Annotated in this window: 14 protein-coding genes; 5 read left to right on the top strand and 9 right to left on the bottom strand. The window is 72.2% G+C overall.

Annotation, left to right across the window (positions count from 1 at the left end; translation table 11 throughout):
* Window positions 1-64: 64 nt before the first annotated feature.
* On the top strand, window positions 65-445 hold the full coding sequence (locus ACSP50_RS07420; RefSeq protein WP_014688538.1) for a VOC family protein: 381 nt from the start codon (window positions 65-67) through the stop codon (window positions 443-445).
* Here ACSP50_RS07420 and ACSP50_RS07415 read toward each other — a convergent pair.
* Window positions 420-1,139: a YafY family protein gene (locus ACSP50_RS07415; RefSeq protein ID WP_043513698.1), complete on the bottom strand. Its 720-nt coding sequence runs from the start codon at window positions 1,137-1,139 to the stop codon at window positions 420-422. The two genes, ACSP50_RS07420 and ACSP50_RS07415, sit on opposite strands and share 26 nt — an antisense overlap.
* 87 nt (window positions 1,140-1,226) lie before the next feature.
* Between ACSP50_RS07415 and ACSP50_RS07410 the strand changes: the two genes are divergently transcribed.
* A complete protein-coding gene (locus ACSP50_RS07410) occupies window positions 1,227-2,375 on the top strand; it encodes a low temperature requirement protein A (protein ID WP_014688536.1) in 1,149 nt (382 codons plus the stop codon).
* A gap of 155 nt (window positions 2,376-2,530) precedes the next feature.
* Here the strand turns inward: ACSP50_RS07410 and ACSP50_RS07405 are convergent, their stop codons facing one another.
* Window positions 2,531-2,956 carry a DUF350 domain-containing protein gene (locus ACSP50_RS07405; protein WP_014688535.1) on the bottom strand — a complete coding sequence of 142 codons (426 nt, stop codon included), beginning with the start codon at window positions 2,954-2,956 and terminating at the stop codon, window positions 2,531-2,533.
* Window positions 2,957-3,151: 195 nt separating this feature from the next.
* On the bottom strand, window positions 3,152-4,504 hold the full coding sequence (gene glnA, locus ACSP50_RS07400; RefSeq protein WP_014688534.1) for a type I glutamate--ammonia ligase: 1,353 nt from the start codon (window positions 4,502-4,504) through the stop codon (window positions 3,152-3,154).
* Window positions 4,505-4,608: 104 nt separating this feature from the next.
* On the opposite strand from glnA, the gene ACSP50_RS07395 reads away from it, so the two are divergent.
* Together ACSP50_RS07395 and panB are read left to right on the top strand one after the other, a co-directional pair.
* Window positions 4,609-6,399, top strand: a complete 1,791-nt coding sequence (locus ACSP50_RS07395; RefSeq protein ID WP_369793903.1) for an NAD+ synthase — start codon at window positions 4,609-4,611, stop codon at window positions 6,397-6,399.
* Between the two features lie 142 nt (window positions 6,400-6,541).
* Window positions 6,542-7,372, top strand: coding sequence for a 3-methyl-2-oxobutanoate hydroxymethyltransferase (gene panB, locus ACSP50_RS07390; protein WP_014688532.1), 831 nt, complete (start codon window positions 6,542-6,544; stop codon window positions 7,370-7,372).
* A gap of 151 nt (window positions 7,373-7,523) precedes the next feature.
* Here the strand turns inward: panB and ACSP50_RS07385 are convergent, their stop codons facing one another.
* The 4 genes from ACSP50_RS07385 to ACSP50_RS07360 form a co-directional block, all read right to left on the bottom strand.
* Window positions 7,524-8,948, bottom strand: a complete 1,425-nt coding sequence (locus ACSP50_RS07385; RefSeq protein ID WP_014688531.1) for an RNB domain-containing ribonuclease — start codon at window positions 8,946-8,948, stop codon at window positions 7,524-7,526.
* Between the two features lie 214 nt (window positions 8,949-9,162).
* On the bottom strand, window positions 9,163-14,355 hold the full coding sequence (locus ACSP50_RS41630; RefSeq protein WP_155123452.1) for a hypothetical protein: 5,193 nt from the start codon (window positions 14,353-14,355) through the stop codon (window positions 9,163-9,165).
* A gap of 359 nt (window positions 14,356-14,714) precedes the next feature.
* Entirely contained in the window at window positions 14,715-14,921 is a 207-nt protein-coding gene (locus tag ACSP50_RS07365) for a hypothetical protein (protein WP_014688529.1), read from the bottom strand.
* 270 nt (window positions 14,922-15,191) lie between these two features.
* On the bottom strand, window positions 15,192-16,217 hold the full coding sequence (locus ACSP50_RS07360; protein WP_014688528.1) for an aspartate-semialdehyde dehydrogenase: 1,026 nt from the start codon (window positions 16,215-16,217) through the stop codon (window positions 15,192-15,194).
* Window positions 16,218-16,319: 102 nt separating this feature from the next.
* On the opposite strand from ACSP50_RS07360, the gene ACSP50_RS07355 reads away from it, so the two are divergent.
* Window positions 16,320-17,111, top strand: a complete 792-nt coding sequence (locus ACSP50_RS07355) for a class I SAM-dependent methyltransferase (protein WP_085945548.1) — start codon at window positions 16,320-16,322, stop codon at window positions 17,109-17,111.
* Window positions 17,112-17,134: 23 nt separating this feature from the next.
* Here ACSP50_RS07355 and ACSP50_RS07350 read toward each other — a convergent pair whose 3' ends face one another.
* Window positions 17,135-17,725, bottom strand: a complete 591-nt coding sequence (locus ACSP50_RS07350) for a D-alanyl-D-alanine carboxypeptidase family protein (protein WP_231956882.1) — start codon at window positions 17,723-17,725, stop codon at window positions 17,135-17,137.
* Window positions 17,622-18,899, bottom strand: a complete 1,278-nt coding sequence (locus ACSP50_RS07345) for a hypothetical protein (RefSeq protein WP_014688525.1) — start codon at window positions 18,897-18,899, stop codon at window positions 17,622-17,624. Before ACSP50_RS07345 ends, ACSP50_RS07350 begins: the two co-directional genes overlap by 104 nt.
* Window positions 18,900-18,928: the final 29 nt, after the last annotated feature.

Here is an 18,928-nt window from a genome sequence, read left to right as displayed (position 1 = left end):
CACCGACAGGACGCTGTCGGGCCGGCCCGCGAGAGTTCTGTCGACGCCAACGAAGGAGAACGAGATGAACACCATCGGCTGGATCGAAGTCGGCACCGACCACCCGGCGGAGGCCGAGAAGTTCTACGGGGAGCTGTTCGGCTGGACCTTCACCGACGACGACACGTCCATCGGACTGGACGGCGAGGCGTACCGGATGGTCACCGGGCCGGACGGCGGGGCGCCGTTCGGCGGCTTCTACGGCACCGGGGGGAAGGCGCCGCAGCAGGCGATCTTCCTGGTGGTGGTGGCCGACACCGAGGCGGTCTGCCGTCAGGCCGTGGCCGGCGGGGCGACAGTCCTGGTGGGGCCGCAGCGGGAAGCCAACGGGCTGGTCTTCGCCCGGCTCGCCGACCCGCTCGGCAACCTCTTCGGCGTCTTCACCCCGCCGGCTCCGCGGTCCTGACGAGCAGGGTGAGCCGCTCCCGCCGGGTCACCGGGATGTCCAGATCATCCTCGGTGAACGGGCGGGCCGGCGCGACCTCCCGGGTCGGCACCACCGAGCTGATCCGGTCGGTGCGGAAGATCCGGACGCCGTCGCGCAGTCGGCACCAGGCGATCAGATACCACTGGTCGCGGATGCCGACATATCCCAACGGCTCGATGTCGCGGGTGGTGACGGCGCCGGACCGGTCGGCATAACCGATCCGCAGGACCCGGCCGATCGGCAGCGCGCCGACCGCCGCGCGGGGCATGACGGCCGGGACGATCCCACCGACCAGGTGGATCCGCTCGGCCAGCTCCTGCGCGGCGGCCGCGTCGTCGGTCCGCATCGCCGCGACCAGCTTGCGGAAGGCGCTCGCCGCCGGCTGCCGGAACGGGGTGCCGTCGAGCCGGCGCAGGGCCAGCGCCATCGCCACCGCCTCCTCCGGAGTCAGGTTGACCGGGGGCAGGGTGTGCGCCCGGTCCAGGCAGTAACCGCCGGTGCGGCCCGGCTCGGCGTAGATCGGGGTGCCGGACTGCTGCAGGGCGCCGATGTCACGCTCGACGGTGCGGACGCTCACCTCGAAGCGCTGGGCGAGCCAGCGGGCGCTGCGTGGCCGGGGTGCGACCGCCCGCAATTCCTCGACAAGGGCGTAGAGCCGGTCGGTACGGTTCACGCCCAGCACGCTAGAGCGGGGGTACGACAATCTCCCGGTACGGCGCCGGCACCCCGCAGTCACCGCCGACCGCCTAAGGTCTGCAGCATGACGCAGGAGTCGCCCGAGCCCCGGGTGTCCACACTCGAGCTGTTCTTCGATCTCGTCTTCGTCTTCACGGTGACCCAGCTCGCCGACTCGCTCGCCCACCACCCGACCTGGTCCGGCCTGGTCGACGTCCTGTTGGTCCTGGTCGTCGTCTGGTGGATGTATTCGGGGTATGCGTGGCTCACCAACGCGGTCGCCCCGACCACCACCACCCGGCGCACCCTGCTGCTGGCCGGGATGGCGGGGTTCCTGGTGATGGCGCTGGCCATCCCGGACGCGTTCGGGCACAACGGCTGGCTGTTCGGGGTGGCCTACGTGGTCGTCAACGTCACCCATTCGGTGCTGTTCCTGCAGGCCGGGCCGGACGCGCGGCGGGTGATGCGGACTCTCGGGCCGATGAACCTGCTGGCCGCGCTGCTCGTGCTGACCGGCGGGGTGCTGCCCGAGCCGTGGCGGCACCTGTGCTGGCTGGCCGCCCCGGTGGTGCAGGTGCTGGCGAGCTACTCGCACCCGATCGGGCTGCACCACATCGCGGCCGGCCACTTCGTCGAGCGCCACAGCCTCGTCATGATCATCGCGATCGGCGAGTCGGTCATCGCGATCGGCGTCGGTGTCGGCGGCCAGGGCCATCTCGGCGGCGACCTGATCCTGGCCGCGGTTCTCGGCCTGGCCATCGCCTACTACCTGTGGTGGACCTATTTCGCCGACGGCGACCGCCGCTCCGAGCACGTCCTGGCCGCGGTCGACGATCCCGCCCGGCGCGGCCGCCTGGCCCTGAACGCCTGGGGGTACGCGCACATCCCGATGCTCCTCGGCATCGTGATCACCGCGGTCGGGATCAAGAAGACACTCGGCCACACGTTCGAGGCACTGCACTGGCCGGAGGCCCTGATGCTGGGCGGCGGCGTCGCCGTCTACCTGCTCGGTCACGCCGTCTTCCTGCGCCTGCTGGCCCAGCCCGGCCCGGGCTACCGCGTGATCGTGGCCACATGTTGCCTGGCCACCGTCCCGCTGGGGCACCTCCTGGCCGTCGCCCAGCTGGCCGCCGTCGCGGTGATCCTGGCGGCCGGCGCCATCGCCGAGGACATCCCCCGCGTCCGCCGCGCCGGATTGCAGGCCGCCATCGGCGACTTCGGCCGCACCGGCTGATCCCCACGCCCGATCCGCTCGCGGTACCCGGAGTCGCGCCGTGGCCCCGGACGTTTCCGCTGAGGCGCGGGGTCCCATCACCGCATGACCCCATGTGCGGGATCAGCCCGGTGCGTCCGGCCGGGAGAACCGCTCCCGGCACGGCGGATCGGGTTTCAAGCGATGCAGGCGCAGACGATGAGGGCGGCGCCGAAGTGGGAGGCGGCGCTGACCAGGGCGCCGCCGTGGAAGTCGTCGGTGCAGATGACTTCGCCGAGTCTGCCGGGGGTCATCCAGTCGAGGACCAGGAAGGCCAAGCCCATGATCGCGATGCCGATCAGGCCGAACAGGACCGTGGAGGCGAGGCCCTGGCCGAAGGAGTCGTAGGTGGTGAAGATCGCGGTGAAGACGATCGCGGCGATGCCGAGCTGGTTGGCGGCCAGGAGCAGGGAGGCGTTCGGGTTGCGCCGGGTCCAGATCAGGTCACGCAGCTTGCCCGGCGTGAGCAGGTCGATCAGCACGTAACCGACGGCCATCAGGCCGATCCCGATCAGGCCGAAGACGATGCTCCGCCCCGCGCCTTCCAGCAGGTCCTGCAGCACAGCCACTTCCCCCTTGTCGCATGACGTCAGAGCAGACCGTACCCCGTGTGACGAGACTTCGGGAGGCGGCGGCAGTCCGGACCGGCCGTCACCCCGGCGGAAGCGGCGACCCGGGGGAGATCAGCCGCCCGGCCGGGCGATCAACCCCGGCGAGGGCGGCGACCAGGGAAGACCGCCGCCCCGGGGTCGGGACGGTCAGAGGGCGCCGAGGTAGCGCTGCCGCTCGTAGGGCGTCACCTCACGCCGGAACTGCTCCCACTCGGCGCGCTTGTTGCGCAGGAAGAAGTCGAAGACGTGCTCGCCGAGCACCTCGGCGACCAGCTCCGACCCGGCCATCACGTCGATCGCCTCGGACAGGTTCTCCGGCAGCGCCTCGTAGCCGGCCGCCCTGCGCTCGGCCGGGGACAGCGACCACACGTCGTCCTCGGCGCCGGCGGGCAGCTCGTAACCCTCTTCGATGCCCTTGAGACCGGCCCCGAGCATGACCGCGAAGGCCAGGTACGGGTTGGTCGCCGAGTCGAGCGAGCGGACCTCGACCCGGGCCGAGTTGGGTTTGCCGAAGGCCGGCACCCGGACCAGGGCGGACCGGTTGAGGTGGCCCCAGCTGACGAACGCCGGCGACTCGGTGATCCGGTCGGGCAGCTGCATCGGGAACAGCCGCTTGTACGAGTTGACCCACTGGTTGGTGACCGCGGTGTACTCCCGGGCGTGCACCAGCAGGCCGGCGATGAACGCGCGCGCCGTCTTGGACAGCTTCTGCGGGTCCTCGCTGTCGTAGAACGCGTTGCGCTCGCCCTCGAACAGCGACAGGTGGGTGTGCATCCCCGAGCCGGGCTGGTCGGTGTACGGCTTCGGCATGAAGGTGGCTTTCACCCCCTGGGAGAGCGCCACCTCCTTGACCACGTGCCGGAACGTCATGATGTTGTCCGCGGTGGTCAGCGCATCCGCGTACCGCAGGTCGATCTCCTGCTGGCCGGGGGCGACCTCGTGGTGGCTGAACTCGACGGAGATGCCGATCCGTTCCAGGGCGAGCACCGCTTGGCGGCGGAAGTCGCGGGCCACCGCGTGGGTGGTGTGGTCGAAGTAGCCGCCGGTGTCGACCGGGATCGGCACCGAGCCGTCGTTGTCCTGGTCCTGGATGAGGAAGAACTCGACCTCGGGGTGGGTGTAGAAGGTGAAGCCCTTCTCGGCCGCCCGGGCCAGGGCGCGGCGCAGCACGTGGCGCGGGTCGGCCCAGGCGGGGTTGCCGTCGGGCAGCAGGATGTCGCAGAACATCCGGGCGCTCTCGCCGCTGCCGCCGCCCTCGAACGGGAAGACCTGGAAGGTGGTCGGGTCGGGCATGGCGACCATGTCGGACTCGAACACCCGGGCGAAGCCCTCGATGGCGGAGCCGTCGATGCCGATGCCCTCTTCGAAGGCGGACTCCAGCTCGGCCGGGGCCACCGACACGCTTTTCAGCGTGCCGAGGACATCGGTGAACCAGAGACGGACAAAACGGATGTCGCGCTCCTCGAGCGTGCGAAGCACGAACTCCTGCTGTCGGTCCACGTCCACCCCTCGCCCCGCTGTCAACCCGTCGAGCCGAGACTACGCTGACCTTGCCCTGTGACGTCGGCCCGGGTCGAACTCCGGGACGCCTCCGCTGGGGAAGAATGAGGCGCATGCCCACGCTGCGCATCGCCCTCGCTCAGGTGAATTCGACGGTCGGCGACCTGGCCGGTAACGCGGCCGCGGTCCGCCGCTGGTCACGGGCCGCCGCGGAGGCCGGCGCGCACCTGGTGGCCTTCCCGGAGATGATGTTGACCGGCTATCCGATCGAGGATCTGGTGTTCCGCAACTCGTTCGTCGAGGCGTCCCGACGGGCGCTGGGCGAGCTGGCCGCGGAGCTGGCCGCCGACGGGCTGGGCGAGCTGGCGGTGGTGGTGGGTTATGTGGACGCCGACGGGCCGGCCCGGATCAGCTCGGACGCCACGCCGGGGACCGGGCGCCGCGACGCGTCCGCGCTGCTGCACCGCGGCGAGGTGGTCGCGACCTACTTCAAGCACCATCTGCCGAACTACGGCGTCTTCGACGAGGACCGGTATTTCGAGCCCGGTGACACGCTGACCGTGGTGCGCCTCAACCGGATCGACATCGCGCTCACCGTCTGCGAGGACATCTGGCAGGCCGGCGGCCCGTTCACCGCGGCGCGCCGGGCCGGTGTGGGGCTGGTCGTCACCATCAACGCCTCGCCGTACGAGTTGAACAAGGACGACGTCCGCCTCCCGCTGGTGCAGCGGCGGGCGGCCGAGGCGGGCGCCACCGTCGCGTACGTCAATCTGGTCGGCGGTCAGGACGAGCTGGTCTTCGACGGTGACTCGATGATCGTCGGACCGGACGGCGAGCTGCTGGCGCGGGCCGGGCAGTTCAGCGAGGAACTGCTCGTCCACGACCTCGATCTGCCGGAGGCGGACGCCGAGCCGAATCCGGAGGGTTCCACCGACGCGGCGAAGCCCCGGGTGGAAACCGAGGTGAGCGACACCATGGCGGTAAGTCGGACGACGATCACCGGCGAGCCGGCCATGCTCCGCGACCGCCGGACGGCCCCCGCCAAGGATCGCCTCGAGGACTCCGCCGAGATCTGGTCCGCTCTCGTCCTCGGTCTCCGGGATTACGTCGACAAGAACGGCTTCCGCTCGGTGATCCTCGGTCTCTCCGGCGGCATCGACTCCGCCGTGGTCGCCGCGATCGCCGTCGACGCCCTCGGCCCGGACCGGGTCACCGGCGTCTCGCTGCCCAGCGGCTACTCCTCCGAGCACTCCAAGGACGACGCCGCCGACCTGGCCGGCCGCACCGGCCTGAAATACCGCGTCGAGCCGATCCAGCCGATGGTCGACGCCTTCCTGGCGAACATGTCGCTGTCCGGTGTCGCCGTGGAGAATCTGCAGGCCCGGGTCCGCGGCGTGATCCTGATGGCACTCTCCAACTCCGACGGCCACCTCGTGCTCACCACCGGCAACAAGAGTGAGCTCGCGGTCGGCTACTCCACGCTCTACGGCGATTCGGTGGGCGGCTTCAACCCCCTCAAGGACGTACCGAAGACCATGGTGTGGCAATTGGCCCGCTGGCGGAACACGCAGGCGGACGCACCGATCCCGGAGAATTCGATCAGCAAGCCGCCGAGCGCCGAGCTGCGCCCGGATCAGAAGGATTCGGATTCACTGCCCGACTACGAGGTGCTTGATCCGATCATCAAGGGGTATGTCGACCACGACCTCGGGCGCGCCGAGCTGATCGCGGCCGGGAACGACCCGGCCCTGGTCGACCGGGTGCTGCGGATGGTCGACCTGGCCGAGTACAAACGCCGCCAGGCCGCCCCGGGCACCAAGATCTCCGGGAAGGCGTTCGGGCGGGACCGCCGGCTGCCGATCACCAACAGGTTCCGGGAGGGACAGGTACTTTAATCCGTTTCCCGGGTGGTGAGCGGGGCGGTGGGATGGTGTGAAAACCTCCACTGACCCCTGACCGAGGTCCTTTCCCCGGTGCGACGATGCTCGCAACACCCGGGGACCGCATCAGGCGGCCTCGAGGGAGGAGAGTGACGACATGTCGGAGATCCCGACCCTGTACGGCGGTCCCGCAACCCGCCGGGTCCGCACCCGTGACCTGCTCAACGCCAAGGTCCGCGGCGACCGGTGGCCGATGCTCACGTCGTACGACATGTACACCGCTTCGATCTTCGATCAGTCCGGTGTGCCGGTGCTGCTCGTCGGCGATTCCGCGGCGAACAACGTGTTCGGATACGAGACCACCGTCCCGATCACCGTCGACGAACTGTTGCCGCTGGTCCGCGCCGTGGTGCGGGCCACCAGGACCGCGCTGATCGTCGGTGACCTGCCGTTCGGCAGCTACGAGGAGTCACCCACACAGGCGCTGCGCACCGCCGTCCGGTTCATGAAGGAGGGCGGCTGCCACGCGGTGAAGCTGGAGGGCGGCCGCCGGATGGCCCCGCAGATCGAGGCGATCACCGGTGCCGGCATCCCGGTGATGGCGCACATCGGCTTCACCCCGCAGCGCGAGCACGCGATCGGCGGCTACCGCGTGCAGGGCCGGGAGAACGAGGGCGCCGAGGTGATCTCGGACGCGCGGGCGGTCGCCGACGCGGGCGCCTTCGCGGTCGTCCTGGAGATGGTTCCGGGCGAGGTCGCCAAGCAGGTCACCAAGGAGTTGTCGATTCCCACGGTCGGGATCGGCGCGGGCCCGGACACCGACGCCCAGGTGCTGGTCTGGCAGGACATGGCCGGGCTGCGGACCGGCAAGGCGCCGCGGTTCGTCAAACGCTACGCCGACCTGGCGGGCGCGCTGACCGAGGCCACGCGGCAGTTCGCCGACGAGGTCCGCTCCGGCGAGTTCCCCGCTCCGGAGCACACCTTCTGAACCCGTTGTCGAGTACGCCGTGAGCACCGCCGCCGCGCGCGACGCTCCCCAGGAGCTCGCGCGCGGCGCCCGGCCCGCTCCCGGCGGTCCCCGCCGTTGCGGTCTCCGGCCGGTCCGGCTTCTCCGGCGGCGGCCGTACGAATGTCTCCGGTCACGCCTTCTCGAAGCGGACCGTGCGGGTCGACGGGTCGGCCTCGGTGAGCCGCGCCTGGATGCGTGAGCCCAGCGGCAGGTCGCCGAGGCAGCGGGCGCGCACGGCCGGCTCGTCGAGCGCCACCATGCCGCCGGCCGGCCGTTTCCCGGAGGCGTCCTCCCGGTCCAGGACCGCCACGTCGAACGTCTCCCCGACCCGGCCCTGCAGCAGCACCGCCTCGGCCAGGTCGATCGCACCCCGGTCGGCGGCGCCGGCGACCCGGTCGGTCGCGGACATCTGCTTCGGCAGCCGGGGCAGCGCCTCCCGCACCCACCCGGGCACCGGGCGGCCCCCGTGCAGGGCCAGGCACGCCTCCGTCACGTACCGGTCGGCAAGCCTCCGCAGCGGTGCCGTGACGTGCGCGTACGCCGCGCCCACCCCGCCGTGCCCGACGTCGGACGGCGGCGGCCCGGCGTCCCCGCCGAAGGCGGTGTACCCGGCACCGCGCAGCAGCTCCGCCGCCTGGTCGAGAAACGCCGCGCCCCGCGGGCTGCCCGGATCCACCGACGCCACCACCGCGCCGACGCTCGCCCCGTCCGGCCAGGGCACCCCGAGGGACGCGGCGGCGACCCGCAGACCGGCCACCGCCTCCGGTTTCGGCGCCGGCATGGTCCGCAGCAGCCCGATCCCGCCGTCCAGCATGATCCGCGCCGCGGCCATCCCGGTGAGCAGCGAGATCTGCGCGTTGTGCTCCTCCACCGGCAGCGGCGCGCGCAGCACCAGCCGCCAGCCGTCGCCGTCGCGCTCCACCTCCTGAGCCGGCAGCGGCAGATTGACCGCTCCCCGGTCGGCGGCCCGGCGGGCCAACCGCGCGCCGATCTCGGCGAGCAGCGTCACCTGCTCGGACGGGCTGCCGCCGTCAAGCTCCCGCTGCACGCCCGGATAGTCCAGCTTGGCCCGGCTGCGCACCCGCGCCCGTTCCAGAGCCACCCCGGTCGTCGCCCCGTCCGCGTCCAGGTCGATCGTCCACACCACGGCGGCCCGGTCCACGTCCGGGAAGAGGCTGACCGCGCCCTCGCTGAGCACCGGCGGGTGCAGCGGGATCCGCCCGTCCGGCAGATAGACGGTCTGCCCGCGCACCCAGCTCTCCGCCTCGATCGCCCCACCGGGCCGGGCGTACGAGGCGACGTCCGCGATCGCGTACCGCACCCGGTAGCCGCCCGACTCCCGGCGCTCCAGGAACATCGCCTGGTCGAGATCCTGCGACCCGGCCGGGTCGATCGTCACGAACGGGACATCGGTCCGGTCGGCGAGCTCCGGCATCTCCCCGGCCACCCGCTCCGCCTCGGCGATCACCTCAGCCGGGAACTCCCCCGGCAGCTTCAGCTCCCGCCGGAGAACCGAGAAGTCGATCTGCGGCGCCCACACCCTTTTGATCGGCACGCGCCATTCCTACCAGCCGCACCCTCGGCCGGCCCACTCACCACACCTTCGGCTCGTCCCCGACGACGCAAAGAAGTGAGCCGCGACCCGGACCCGGGGCGCGGCTCACTGACCTCTCAACGTTCACCGGCCACCGGCCACCACTACCGCTTGCGGCCAGCGGCTACCGCCAGCGGCTACCGCCAGCGGTTATGGCTACCGCCAGCGGTTATGGCTACCGGCTGCGGCGCACCGCACCCGCCGGCTTGCGCACCGCGCTGGCCCGCGACGCCGAAGCCGCCTTCGCGGCGTTCCGGCCACCGCCGGTCGCACCGCCGCCCGCACTTCCGTTCGTGCCGGACGTCCGAGTCGCCTTGGTGCCCTTGGCCGCATTCCCGGTAGCCCGCCCAGCCCCGGCAGCCACCGACTTGTTGGCCGCCTTCTTGGCCGGCGCATTCTTGGCCGGCGCATTCTTGGCCGATGCGCCCTTGGCCGATGCGGTCTTGACCGGTCCGTTCTTGGCCGAGTCGTTCCTGGCGGATGCGCTCTTGACCGATGCGCTCTTGGCCGGCGCCCGCCTGGCCGAGCTCACCGCGGTCTCCGTCCGTGCCGAAGCCGCCGGCACCGTCCGCTTGGAGCCGGCCGCTGTCTTGGCCGCCGCCCGACCGGAAGCCGCCTTCGTTCCCGCCCGGCCCGTCGTGCTCGTGGCCGCCGTCGTCCGGCTCCGACCGCTCCGGGCCGCCGGCTCGTCGTCGGCAACCGCCTGAGCCGCCTTGGCCGCCGCTGCCTTGCTGGTCCGTGCCGCCTTGGCCGCCGCGGCCCGGTTGCTCGCGGCCACCTTGACCGCCTTCGCCGCCGCCGACTTGGCCGCCATCACCGAAGCGACCGCCTGGTTGGCAGACTCCATCGCCTCTTCAGCCTTGACCGCCGCGAAATCCGCCGCCGCAGCCTCCACCGCCGCCGCCTCCGCGACGACAGCCTCCGCCGCGGCCCCGGCCCGAGCCCCGCTCACCTTCCGCCCAGCCACCTTGCCCGCCGCCCGACCACCAGCCGCCCGGGCACCAGCCGACTTGACCGCCGTGGCCCTGCCCCCGGTCGCTCTGGTCGCGGTCCCCTTCGTCGCCGCAGCCTTAGCCCCAGTCCCCTTAGCCACTGTCGCCTTGGTCGCTGTCGCCTTGGTCGCTGTCGCCTTGGTCGCTGTCGCCTTGGCCGCCGTCGCCTTGGTCGTCGTCGCCTTGGTCGCCGTCGCCTTGGTCGCTGTCGCTTTAGCGGCGGTCGCCTTGGCGGCTGTCGCCTTGGTCCCCGCCGCCTTGGCCGGAGTTGCCCTGGTCCCCGCCGCCTTAGTTGCAGCCGCCTTAGCGGCGGTCGCCTTCGCCGCAGTCGCCTTGGTGGCGGTTGCCTTGGTCCCCGTCTTCGTTGTGGTCGCCTTCGCCGCAGTCTTCGTCGCGCCCGCAGCCCTGGCCCCGGTCGCCACCCCTACTCCAGCCCGGCTCCCCGCCGCCCCCTTAGTAGCCGCCCCGCTCCGACCGGCACCGGCAGCCTTCGCCACGGCACCACCCCGCGTGCTCTTCACCGCAGCGGCACCAGCTGCCTTGGCCCCGCCGGCCTTCGCCGGAGTCGCCTTCGTCCCCGCCGCCTTCGCCGCAGTGGCCTTCGTCCCCGCCGCCTTCGCCGCGGTCGCCTTCGTTCCTGTCGCCTTGGCCGCAGTCGCCTTCGTTGCTGTCGCCTTCGTTGCTGTCGCCTTGGCCGCAGTCGCCTTGGTCCCCGCCGCCTTCGCCGCGGTCGCCTTCGTTCCCGCCGCCTTCGCCGCGGTCGCCTTCGCTCCCGCCGCCTTCGCCGCAGTCGCCTTCGTTCCCGCCGCCTTCGCCGCAGTCGCCTTCGCTCCCGCCGCCTTCGCCGCAGTCGCCTTGGTCCCCGCCGCCTTCGCCGCAGTCGCCTTCGTTCCTGTCGCCTTGGCCGCAGTCGCCTTCGTTGCTGTCGCCTTCGTTGCTGTCGCCTTGGCCGCAGTCGCCTTGGTCCCCGCCGCCTTCGCCGCAGTCGCCTTCGTTCCCGCCGCCTTCGCCGCAGTCGCCTTCGTAGCGGCGGCTCCCGCCTTGGCAGCAGTAGCCTTGGCCGGCGCCTTCGCGACGCCTCCTGCCCGGGCTCCGCCGCGTCCCGCAGCCGAACCGGCCGGCTTGGTGACGCCGGCCCGGCCGGCCACCTTCCGGCCGCCCGTCTTGCTCGGTACCCCGGTCGAGGCGGCTTCCTCAGCCGCCACCGCTGCCCGCGCCGCAGCCGCCGCAGCCGCCTTCGAAGCAGTCGTTCTAGAAGCGGTCGCCTTCCCAGCCGTCGCCTTCCCAGCCGTCGCCTTGCCAGCGGTCGCCTTGCCAGCGGTCGCCTTGCCAGCGGTCGCCTTGCCAGCGGTCGCCTTGCCAGCGGTTGCTTTGGAGGGCGCCGTCGCCTTCACCGCCTTGACGGGCGCGGCGTTCCGGGTCGGAGCCGCTTTCGCCCCCACCGTCTTGACCGGCGCCGCCGCCCGCCCGGAAGCCTTCGATCCGACCGTCTTGACCGGCGTCCCCGCCGCACTCCTGGTGCTCGAACCCCGCCCACGACCACCGGTTTTCACCGGTGCCGCCGCGACCTCCTGCTCCTCGATCGCGTTCAGGGCCGCCTCATCGGCCAGTTCGGCGGCACGGGCCGCGGCCTCCGCCGCTTCGGCCGCTTTCGCCGCCGCCCCGCGTGCGGCCTTGGCCGTCCCGCTCCCGGCACTGCGGCCCGCTGTCCTGCGCGGTGCACGCCCGCCCTGCTTCTCGGCTTCCGCCTCTTCGACGTCCGCCGCCGGCCGGGAATCCCAGTCGTCGTCCGGGACGTCGTCAGCCACCACCCGCTGCGCTCGCGAACCCGTCGGCCGCGCCCCAGCATCAGCGCCCGCGCCGCCGGCACTCCGCGCGCCGCCGGCACTGCCCGCCCCGCCCGAACCAGCTGCCCCGTCCGAGCCCGCCGCACTGCCCAAGCTCGCCGCACTGCCCAAGCCCGCCGCACTGCCAAAGCCCGCCGCACTGCCCGAGCTCGCCGCACTGCCCAAGCCCGCCGCACTGCCCAAGCCCGCCGCACTGCCCGAGCCCGCCGCACTGCCCGAGCCCGCCGCACTGCCTGAACTGGCGCTGCCCACTCCGCCGGAGCGGACCGCGCCGCTGGAGCCTGCCGTTCCGGCTGACCCGCTCATCGCAGCCCGGGCCGCCGCCCGCCGGGCCGCCGCTTCCCGCCGGGTCATCCGCGACGGCGCCACTTCCGCGCTCGCCGTAGCCTCATCCGCCGCCCCCGGCTCCACCGAGGTCCGGCTCACGTCCCCGGAGTGTTCCGCCGCGAACGGTCCAGCCGCCACGGAGCCCCCGCCGTACGCCACACCGGGGTCATCCGGCACCGCGATCAGCCTGCCGCCGGCCCGCTTCCCCGCCGGTCCGCCGGGCACGGTCCCGCCGCCGACCGCCACCTGAGTGGCCGGCGGTTCGGGCTGGTCCGGCCCGACCCGGCCCACCGCGAGGGTCCCCGCCTGCGCCGCCCGGGTGGCCGCCATCTCGGCCTGCGCCGCCCGAACCGCAGCCACCTCCGATCCGGCACCACCACCGCCCGGTTCGCCAGCCCGCTCGGCCTCCTGCGGCCCGGCAGTGGCACCCCGTTTCCGCACCGGCGTACTCCGGATCACCCCGCCGTCCTCGACCGCTCCTTCGTCCTCAGGCGAGAGGAACAGCTGCCCCCGCGCCCGGGCACTCTTGGCGAACGCTTCCATCTGCGCCGACACCAGATCCGTGGTTCCGGTCCCGCCGGTCCCGCCGGCGACCTTGTCCGGCTCCGCGAGCGCTTCCAGGTCGGGCCGGTCCGCACCCCACTGGTCGGAGTCGCGGGCGGGCTCGGTGTCGTCCCGCGACGGCGCGAACCATCCCCCCAGGAACGGCCGATCCGTCAACTCACTGGGCGAAATCTCCGTTTCATCCCCAGCCCGTCGCCACTCTTTACTCTCGGCGTCCTCGGTCGAGACGGTCACCTGCGTCTTGTTCGGCACATTGCTGCTCGCCGCCGCAACTCGCCGCCCACCCGACGCGCGCCGGGCCGTAGCCACCCCAGCGTCTTTACCCGCCTTACCGACACCCACCTTGGCCGCACCGCTCTTGACCGCACCGCCCTTGGCCGCGCCGGTCCCCGCCGCACCAACCTTGGCCGCGCCGGTCTTGGCCGCGCTCGCCTTGGCAGCGCCAACCTTGACCGTGTTGGCCTTGGCAGCACCGACCTTCACCGGGCCGGCTTCAGCCGCACCCGCCTTGGCCGGGCCGACCTTGACTCCACCCGTCGAGGCAGCACCGGACCGGGCGGCCGGCACTTTCACCGCCGCCGACTTCGCAGCTTTCGAAGGCGTCACCGCCTTCCGGCCCGCGGCCGCCTTCGCCACCGCGCTGTCCGCAACCCGCCCGGTGACCGGTTTGGCCACTCCGGACCGCCCCGCACTCCGAGCCGCCGCGACCGCCTTGACCGTCGTCTTGCCACCTGCGACCGGGTTGACCGCAACCTTGCTGCCCGCGACCCCCTTGACCGCCGGCTTGCTCGCCACGACCGCCTTGGCCGCCGAGACCGGCTTGGTCACCGGCTTGTCGCCCCGTTTGGTGGCCGCCCGAGCCGATCCACCCGCCGCCCGAGCCGAGCCACCCGCCACCCGAGCCGCGGGCACCGCAGCCGTCCCCCGCTTCGCCGGCGCAGCGCCCTTCACCGAGGATTTCGGCGTAGTCGCCGCCCGCGCCGCCGGCACCTTCTTGCCGGCCGTCGCATCCCGCCCGGACACCTTCGCCCCCGCCGCCTTGCTCACCGGAGCCGCCTTGGCAGCCCCCGTCCGGCCTACCGCCGCACTTTTCGCCCCACTCCGAGCCGTCGGAACCACCGCAACCCCACGAGCGCTCTTGCCCGCCGTCGCCTTCGCAGCCGGCTTAGCCGCGACCGTCTTGGCGCCGGCACTCTTCGCAGCCGCAGCCCCGGCCGGAGTGCCCTTCCCCGCAGCGCCCTTGACCGCAGCGCTCCGAACAGAAGTAGTCGCCTTGGCCGCAGCCCCGGCCTTCCCCGCCACCGTCTTCACGGGCGCAGCCTTGGTCACGGCAACCTTCGTGGAAGCAGCCTTGGCGGGCGCAACCTTCACCGCAGCGACCTTCGTTGACGCCACCTTGGCCGGCGAGGCCTTCACCACAGCGGCCTTCGTCGAAGCCGTTTTCGCAGACGCGGTCTTCGCAGACGCGGTCTTGGCGGCCACGGTCTTCACCGCACCCGCCTTCACCACGCCCGCTTTCACCCCGACCGGTTTCGCCACAGCAGCCTTCGCCGCCCGCGAACTCCCGGGCTTGGCCTCGGCCCCCTTACCGGACACCCGAGCCGTCACACTCGCCGAGCTCTTGGTCTTGGCCGCCACCGCGACTCCACTCCCCACCTTCGCCGCGGCACGTCCCACCGCGCCGGCCTTCGCCGTACCCGCCCCGGTCACCGCACGAGCCGATCGCCCGGTTCCGGTGGACGGCCGGGCACTCGCGGCCGCGGCGCGGGTTCCACCCGGGCGCGGGGTGCCGGCGCCGGTCCGACCGGTCGCGGCTTCCGGTTGGCCCGCGGCGGTGGTGCGTTTGGCCGTACCGGGAATCGTCTTTGTCGCCGCGCCGGAGGTGGCGGGTCTGGTCGGTGCCTTTTTGGCAGCGGGCATCGGGGTGTTCCTCCTTGCGAATGACTGCGGGCACGTCTGCGCCGGGGAAGGGGTCGGACTTGGGGCGAGGTGACGGTCTAGCTGTTCTCCCCGGTCCAGCGGGCGTCTTCGGCGTCCCACTCGGCATTGCGCTTCTCGACCGTTTCGAGGGCCCGCGTCGCTTCGTCAGCCGTGGCGAACGGACCGAGCCGGAATTGGGCGGGACACACGTCGTCGCCGGTCTCGACCCGGTGGTGTCGGAGGCACCAGAAGTAGCCCGCCCCGCCGAGCCCACTGTCGTTCATTCCATCACTCTGCAACTAAAAACGACCATGCGCTACCGATTCGGGCAAAATGCCCCAAGATTTCCATTGTGGAGCCGAGTGGATTGACCGTCATACCTCATCGGAACGAGCCACCCGGTCAATTCGCCCGGCTTCCCCCGCGCATTCACACCACAGAGACCTCCACCCGCCCGCATCGAGCCCGGCAGACCCCTCGATGCCGCAGAAGAGACGACACAGAGCCGCCCCGGCCGCGCGAACGCGACCGGGGCGGCAGAGGAGGCGAGCGGGTCAGCCCAGCTCGGCGGCGACCAATTCGGCGATCTGCACGGCGTTCAGCGCCGCGCCCTTGCGCAGGTTGTCGTTGGAGACGAAGAAGGCGAGGCCGTTCTCCGCGGTCGGGTCGACCCGGAAACGCCCCACGTACGACGGGTCGCGCCCGGCGGCCTGCAACGGGGTCGGCACCGTGGACAGCTCGACGCCGGGGGCGGTGGCGAGCAGCTCCTGCGCCCGGGCCGGGGACAGCGGGCGGGCGAACCGCGCGTTCACCTGGATGGAGTGGCCGGTGAAGACCGGCACCCGCACGCACGTACCGGAGACCAGCAGCTCGGGCAGGCCGAGGATCTTCCGGCTCTCGTTGCGGAGCTTCTGCTCCTCGTCGGTCTCGAAGCTGCCGTCGTCGACGAACGACCCGGCCTGCGGGATCACGTTGAACGCGATCGGCCGGGGGAACACCCTGGTCTCGGGGAATTCGACGGCGCTGCCGTCGTGGGTGAGTTCGGTGGCCCGGTCGGCGACCTTCTTCACCTGCTCGTCGAGCTCGGCCACACCGGCCAGCCCGGAGCCGCCGACGGCCTGGTAGGTGGTGGCGACGAAGGAGACCAGCCCGGCCTCGTCGTGCAGCGGCCGGATCACCGGCATGACGGCCATCGTGGTGCAGTTCGGGTTGGCGATGATGCCCTTGGGCCGGATCCGCGCCGCGTCGGGGTTGACCTCGGCGACGACGAGCGGAACGTCCGGGTCCATCCGCCAGGCGGAGGAGTTGTCGACGACGACGGCGCCGGCGTCGACGACGCGCGGCCCGTACTCCTTGGACCCGCCCTTGCCGGCGGAGAAGAGCACGATGTCCAGGCCGCGGTAGTCGGCGGTGGCCGCGTCCTCGACGGTCACCTCACCGCCGCCCCACGGCAGGGTGCGGCCCGCGGAACGGGCGGAGGCGAAGAGCCGGAGCTCGGAGACAGGGAAGGCGCGTTCGGCCAGGATGCGGCGCATGACGCCACCGACCTGTCCCGTCGCGCCGATGATGCCGATCCTCATGAGCACCAAAATACGGCCTGAACTGCGTACCAAGAAATCGTGTTGTTCATAGTGTGGGAACGTTGTCCCACAATAGAGGACAGCGGGGCTAGCTTCATGGGCATGGCGACGTACACCCACGGGCACCACGAGTCGGTCTTGCGTTCACACCGCTGGCGCACCGCAGAGAATTCGGCGGCATACCTGCTGCCGCATCTTTCCTCCGGATTCACCCTGCTGGACGTCGGTTGCGGCCCCGGCACCATCACCGCCGACCTGGCCACCCGGGTGACCCGGGTCACCGCGCTGGAGCGCACCGAGGACGCGCTGAACGCGGCCCGCGCCGAGATCACCCGGCGCGGCCTGCCGAATGTCGACTTCGCGCTGGGCGACGTGCACGCCCTCGACTTTCCCGACGACTCGTTCGACGTCGTGCACGCCCACCAGGTGCTGCAGCACGTCACCGACCCGGTCGCCGCGCTGCGCGAGATGCGCCGGGTGACCCGACCCGGCGGCCTGGTCGCCGCCCGGGACAGCGACTACGCCGGTTTCACCTGGTTCCCGCTGCTGCCCGAGCTGGACGAGTGGCTCGCCCTCTACCAGCGGGTCGCCCGCGGCAACGGCGGCGAGCCGGACGCCGGCCGGCGGATGCTGTCCTGGGCCCGCGCGGCCGGGTTCACCGACCTCACCGCCACCGCGTCGGTGTGGGGTTTCGCCGACGACGCCGACCGGCAGTGGTGGGGCACCATGTGGGCGGACCGGATCCTGAAGTCGGAGATGGCCACCACGGCCCTGGCCACCGGCGCGGCCACCGCGGACGACCTCCAGCGCCTGTCGGACGCCTGGCGCCGCTGGGCCGCGTCACCGGACGGCTTCTTCACCATCCCGCACGGCGAGATCCTCTGCCGCGCCTGAACCGTCCGCGAGACGGCGGCCCGCTAGACCATGTTGGGACGGAAGGCCCAGTGCCAGGACTCGCGCGAGACATTCTCGACGAAGCCGTAGCGGCCGCCGTTCTTGCGCATCCAGGACAACGCCTCGGGGTTGAGGTCGAGGTCGGTCGCCATGCCCCAGCCGTGCTCGCTGGTGCCGGGCTTGGCGGCGAGCCCGCCCTGTGAGTACAGGCCCTTGCGCCGGGCCAGGTCGACCTGCTCGGTGTAGGGGCGATAGGAGTCGGTGATCCCGATGGTGACGCCGTCCCGCTTGGCGTCGGCGATCAGCTGGGTGAGCTTCTCGGCGGCCGGCGCCCACAGCTTGTGCCGGGTGTCGCCGACCTGCTCCAACGCCTCCGGCGGGATCCTGCCGTTGCCGTAGGCGGCCAGATCCTCCGGAATACCCTTGGCATTGAGTTTGTACGTCCGGCCCGCCCCCGCCGCGCCCTGGGCGACCATCGCGCCCTGCAGGTGACCGGCGAAGGTGCTGGCGCTACTGCTTCCGGACGCCGTCGTCCGGTTCGTGGTGATCGTGGCCGCCTGCTGCGTCTGCAGGGCCAGGATCCGGCTCTGGATGTCCGCGATGCGCGAGTTCACTCCCTCGATTCCCACGCTCTACAGGTTCGGCGTCACCGGGGAAATCTGAGTTGCTCCGGGAAAATGACTCAACCGCCGAGCCCTCCAGCCGGACCGTGAGGTCCAGATCGACCTCGGACGTGCTGTCCCTCCGGTTCGGCAGCACGTTGGTCACCAGCACCAGCAGGCAGCCGATGATCGCGTACGCGGCGAGCACCCACAGGTGTGCCGCGATGGGCGCCTGGGGGAAGTAGAGGTTCTCCCGGACCGCCTGCACGCCGGCCCCGGTCGGCAGGTTCTCCCCCAGCCGCCGGCCGAACGACGGCAGGAACTCCGGCAGGATGCTGGCACCGGAGATCACCGTCCCGATCGTGAAGTAGAACGCGCCGACCGCCGCGCCGGCCGGGCCGATCAGCGCCACCGCCCCGGCCGTCGAACCGGTCACGGCCAGCGAGATCAGCGAGAAGATGCCGAGCATCTCGGCCCGGTTCGCGTCGACGCCGACCCCGAACCAGCTCATCGACCAGAGGACCGCGGCGGCCGAACCGACCGCGTACACGATCAGCGTGGACAGGTGGGCGACGCCGCGCCGCCAGCTGCGCCGGGTGCGCGGGATGAGCCGGCCGAGCCCCATCGAGGCGATCGTGCCGCCCAGCGACAGGGCCTGGGTGAGGAAGCCGAGCGAGACGCCGTTCACGTCGTCCTTCGGCAGCGGCACCACGTCGGTCACCGGCGGCGGGGTGATCAGCGTGCGGACGGTGGCGATCCCGACCCGGTCGGTGGTCTTGGCGAGCGCGGCGACCTGCTCGGCGGTCCGCTGTTGCAGCACCGCGGTGTAGGTGCCGCGCAGCAGGGTGGCGGCGGCCGGGCCGGCGGCGCCCGCGACATAGAGGTGCGGGGTGTCGCCGGTCAGATCCGCTCCGCCGTACACCTCCCGCCGCTTGATCGCGGCGGTCAGCGCGGCCGCCGACGGGAAGTCGCCGACCCGGAACCGGCCGCCGGCCTCCAGCATCCCGATCACCTGGGCGCGCTGCTCGGCACCGGCCACCAGACCGACCGGCAGGTGGTGCGGCGCCGCGCGGTGGCCCATGCTCAGGTAGTACGCGGTGAGCCCGAGCTGGATGACGACGCCGATCGCACACACGATCAGGGCGAACCGGCGGAACTGGTGGACTGACTGGATCTCGTCGGCCATCGAACCAGCGTGGCACCCGGGCGGCGGGG

Origin of the sequence: Actinoplanes sp. SE50/110, assembly GCF_900119315.1 — a bacterium.
Classification (GTDB): Bacteria; Actinomycetota; Actinomycetes; order Mycobacteriales; family Micromonosporaceae; genus Actinoplanes.
Note: the sequence above shows the minus strand (reverse complement) of the source record. Positions and strands in the feature narration are given on the sequence as shown.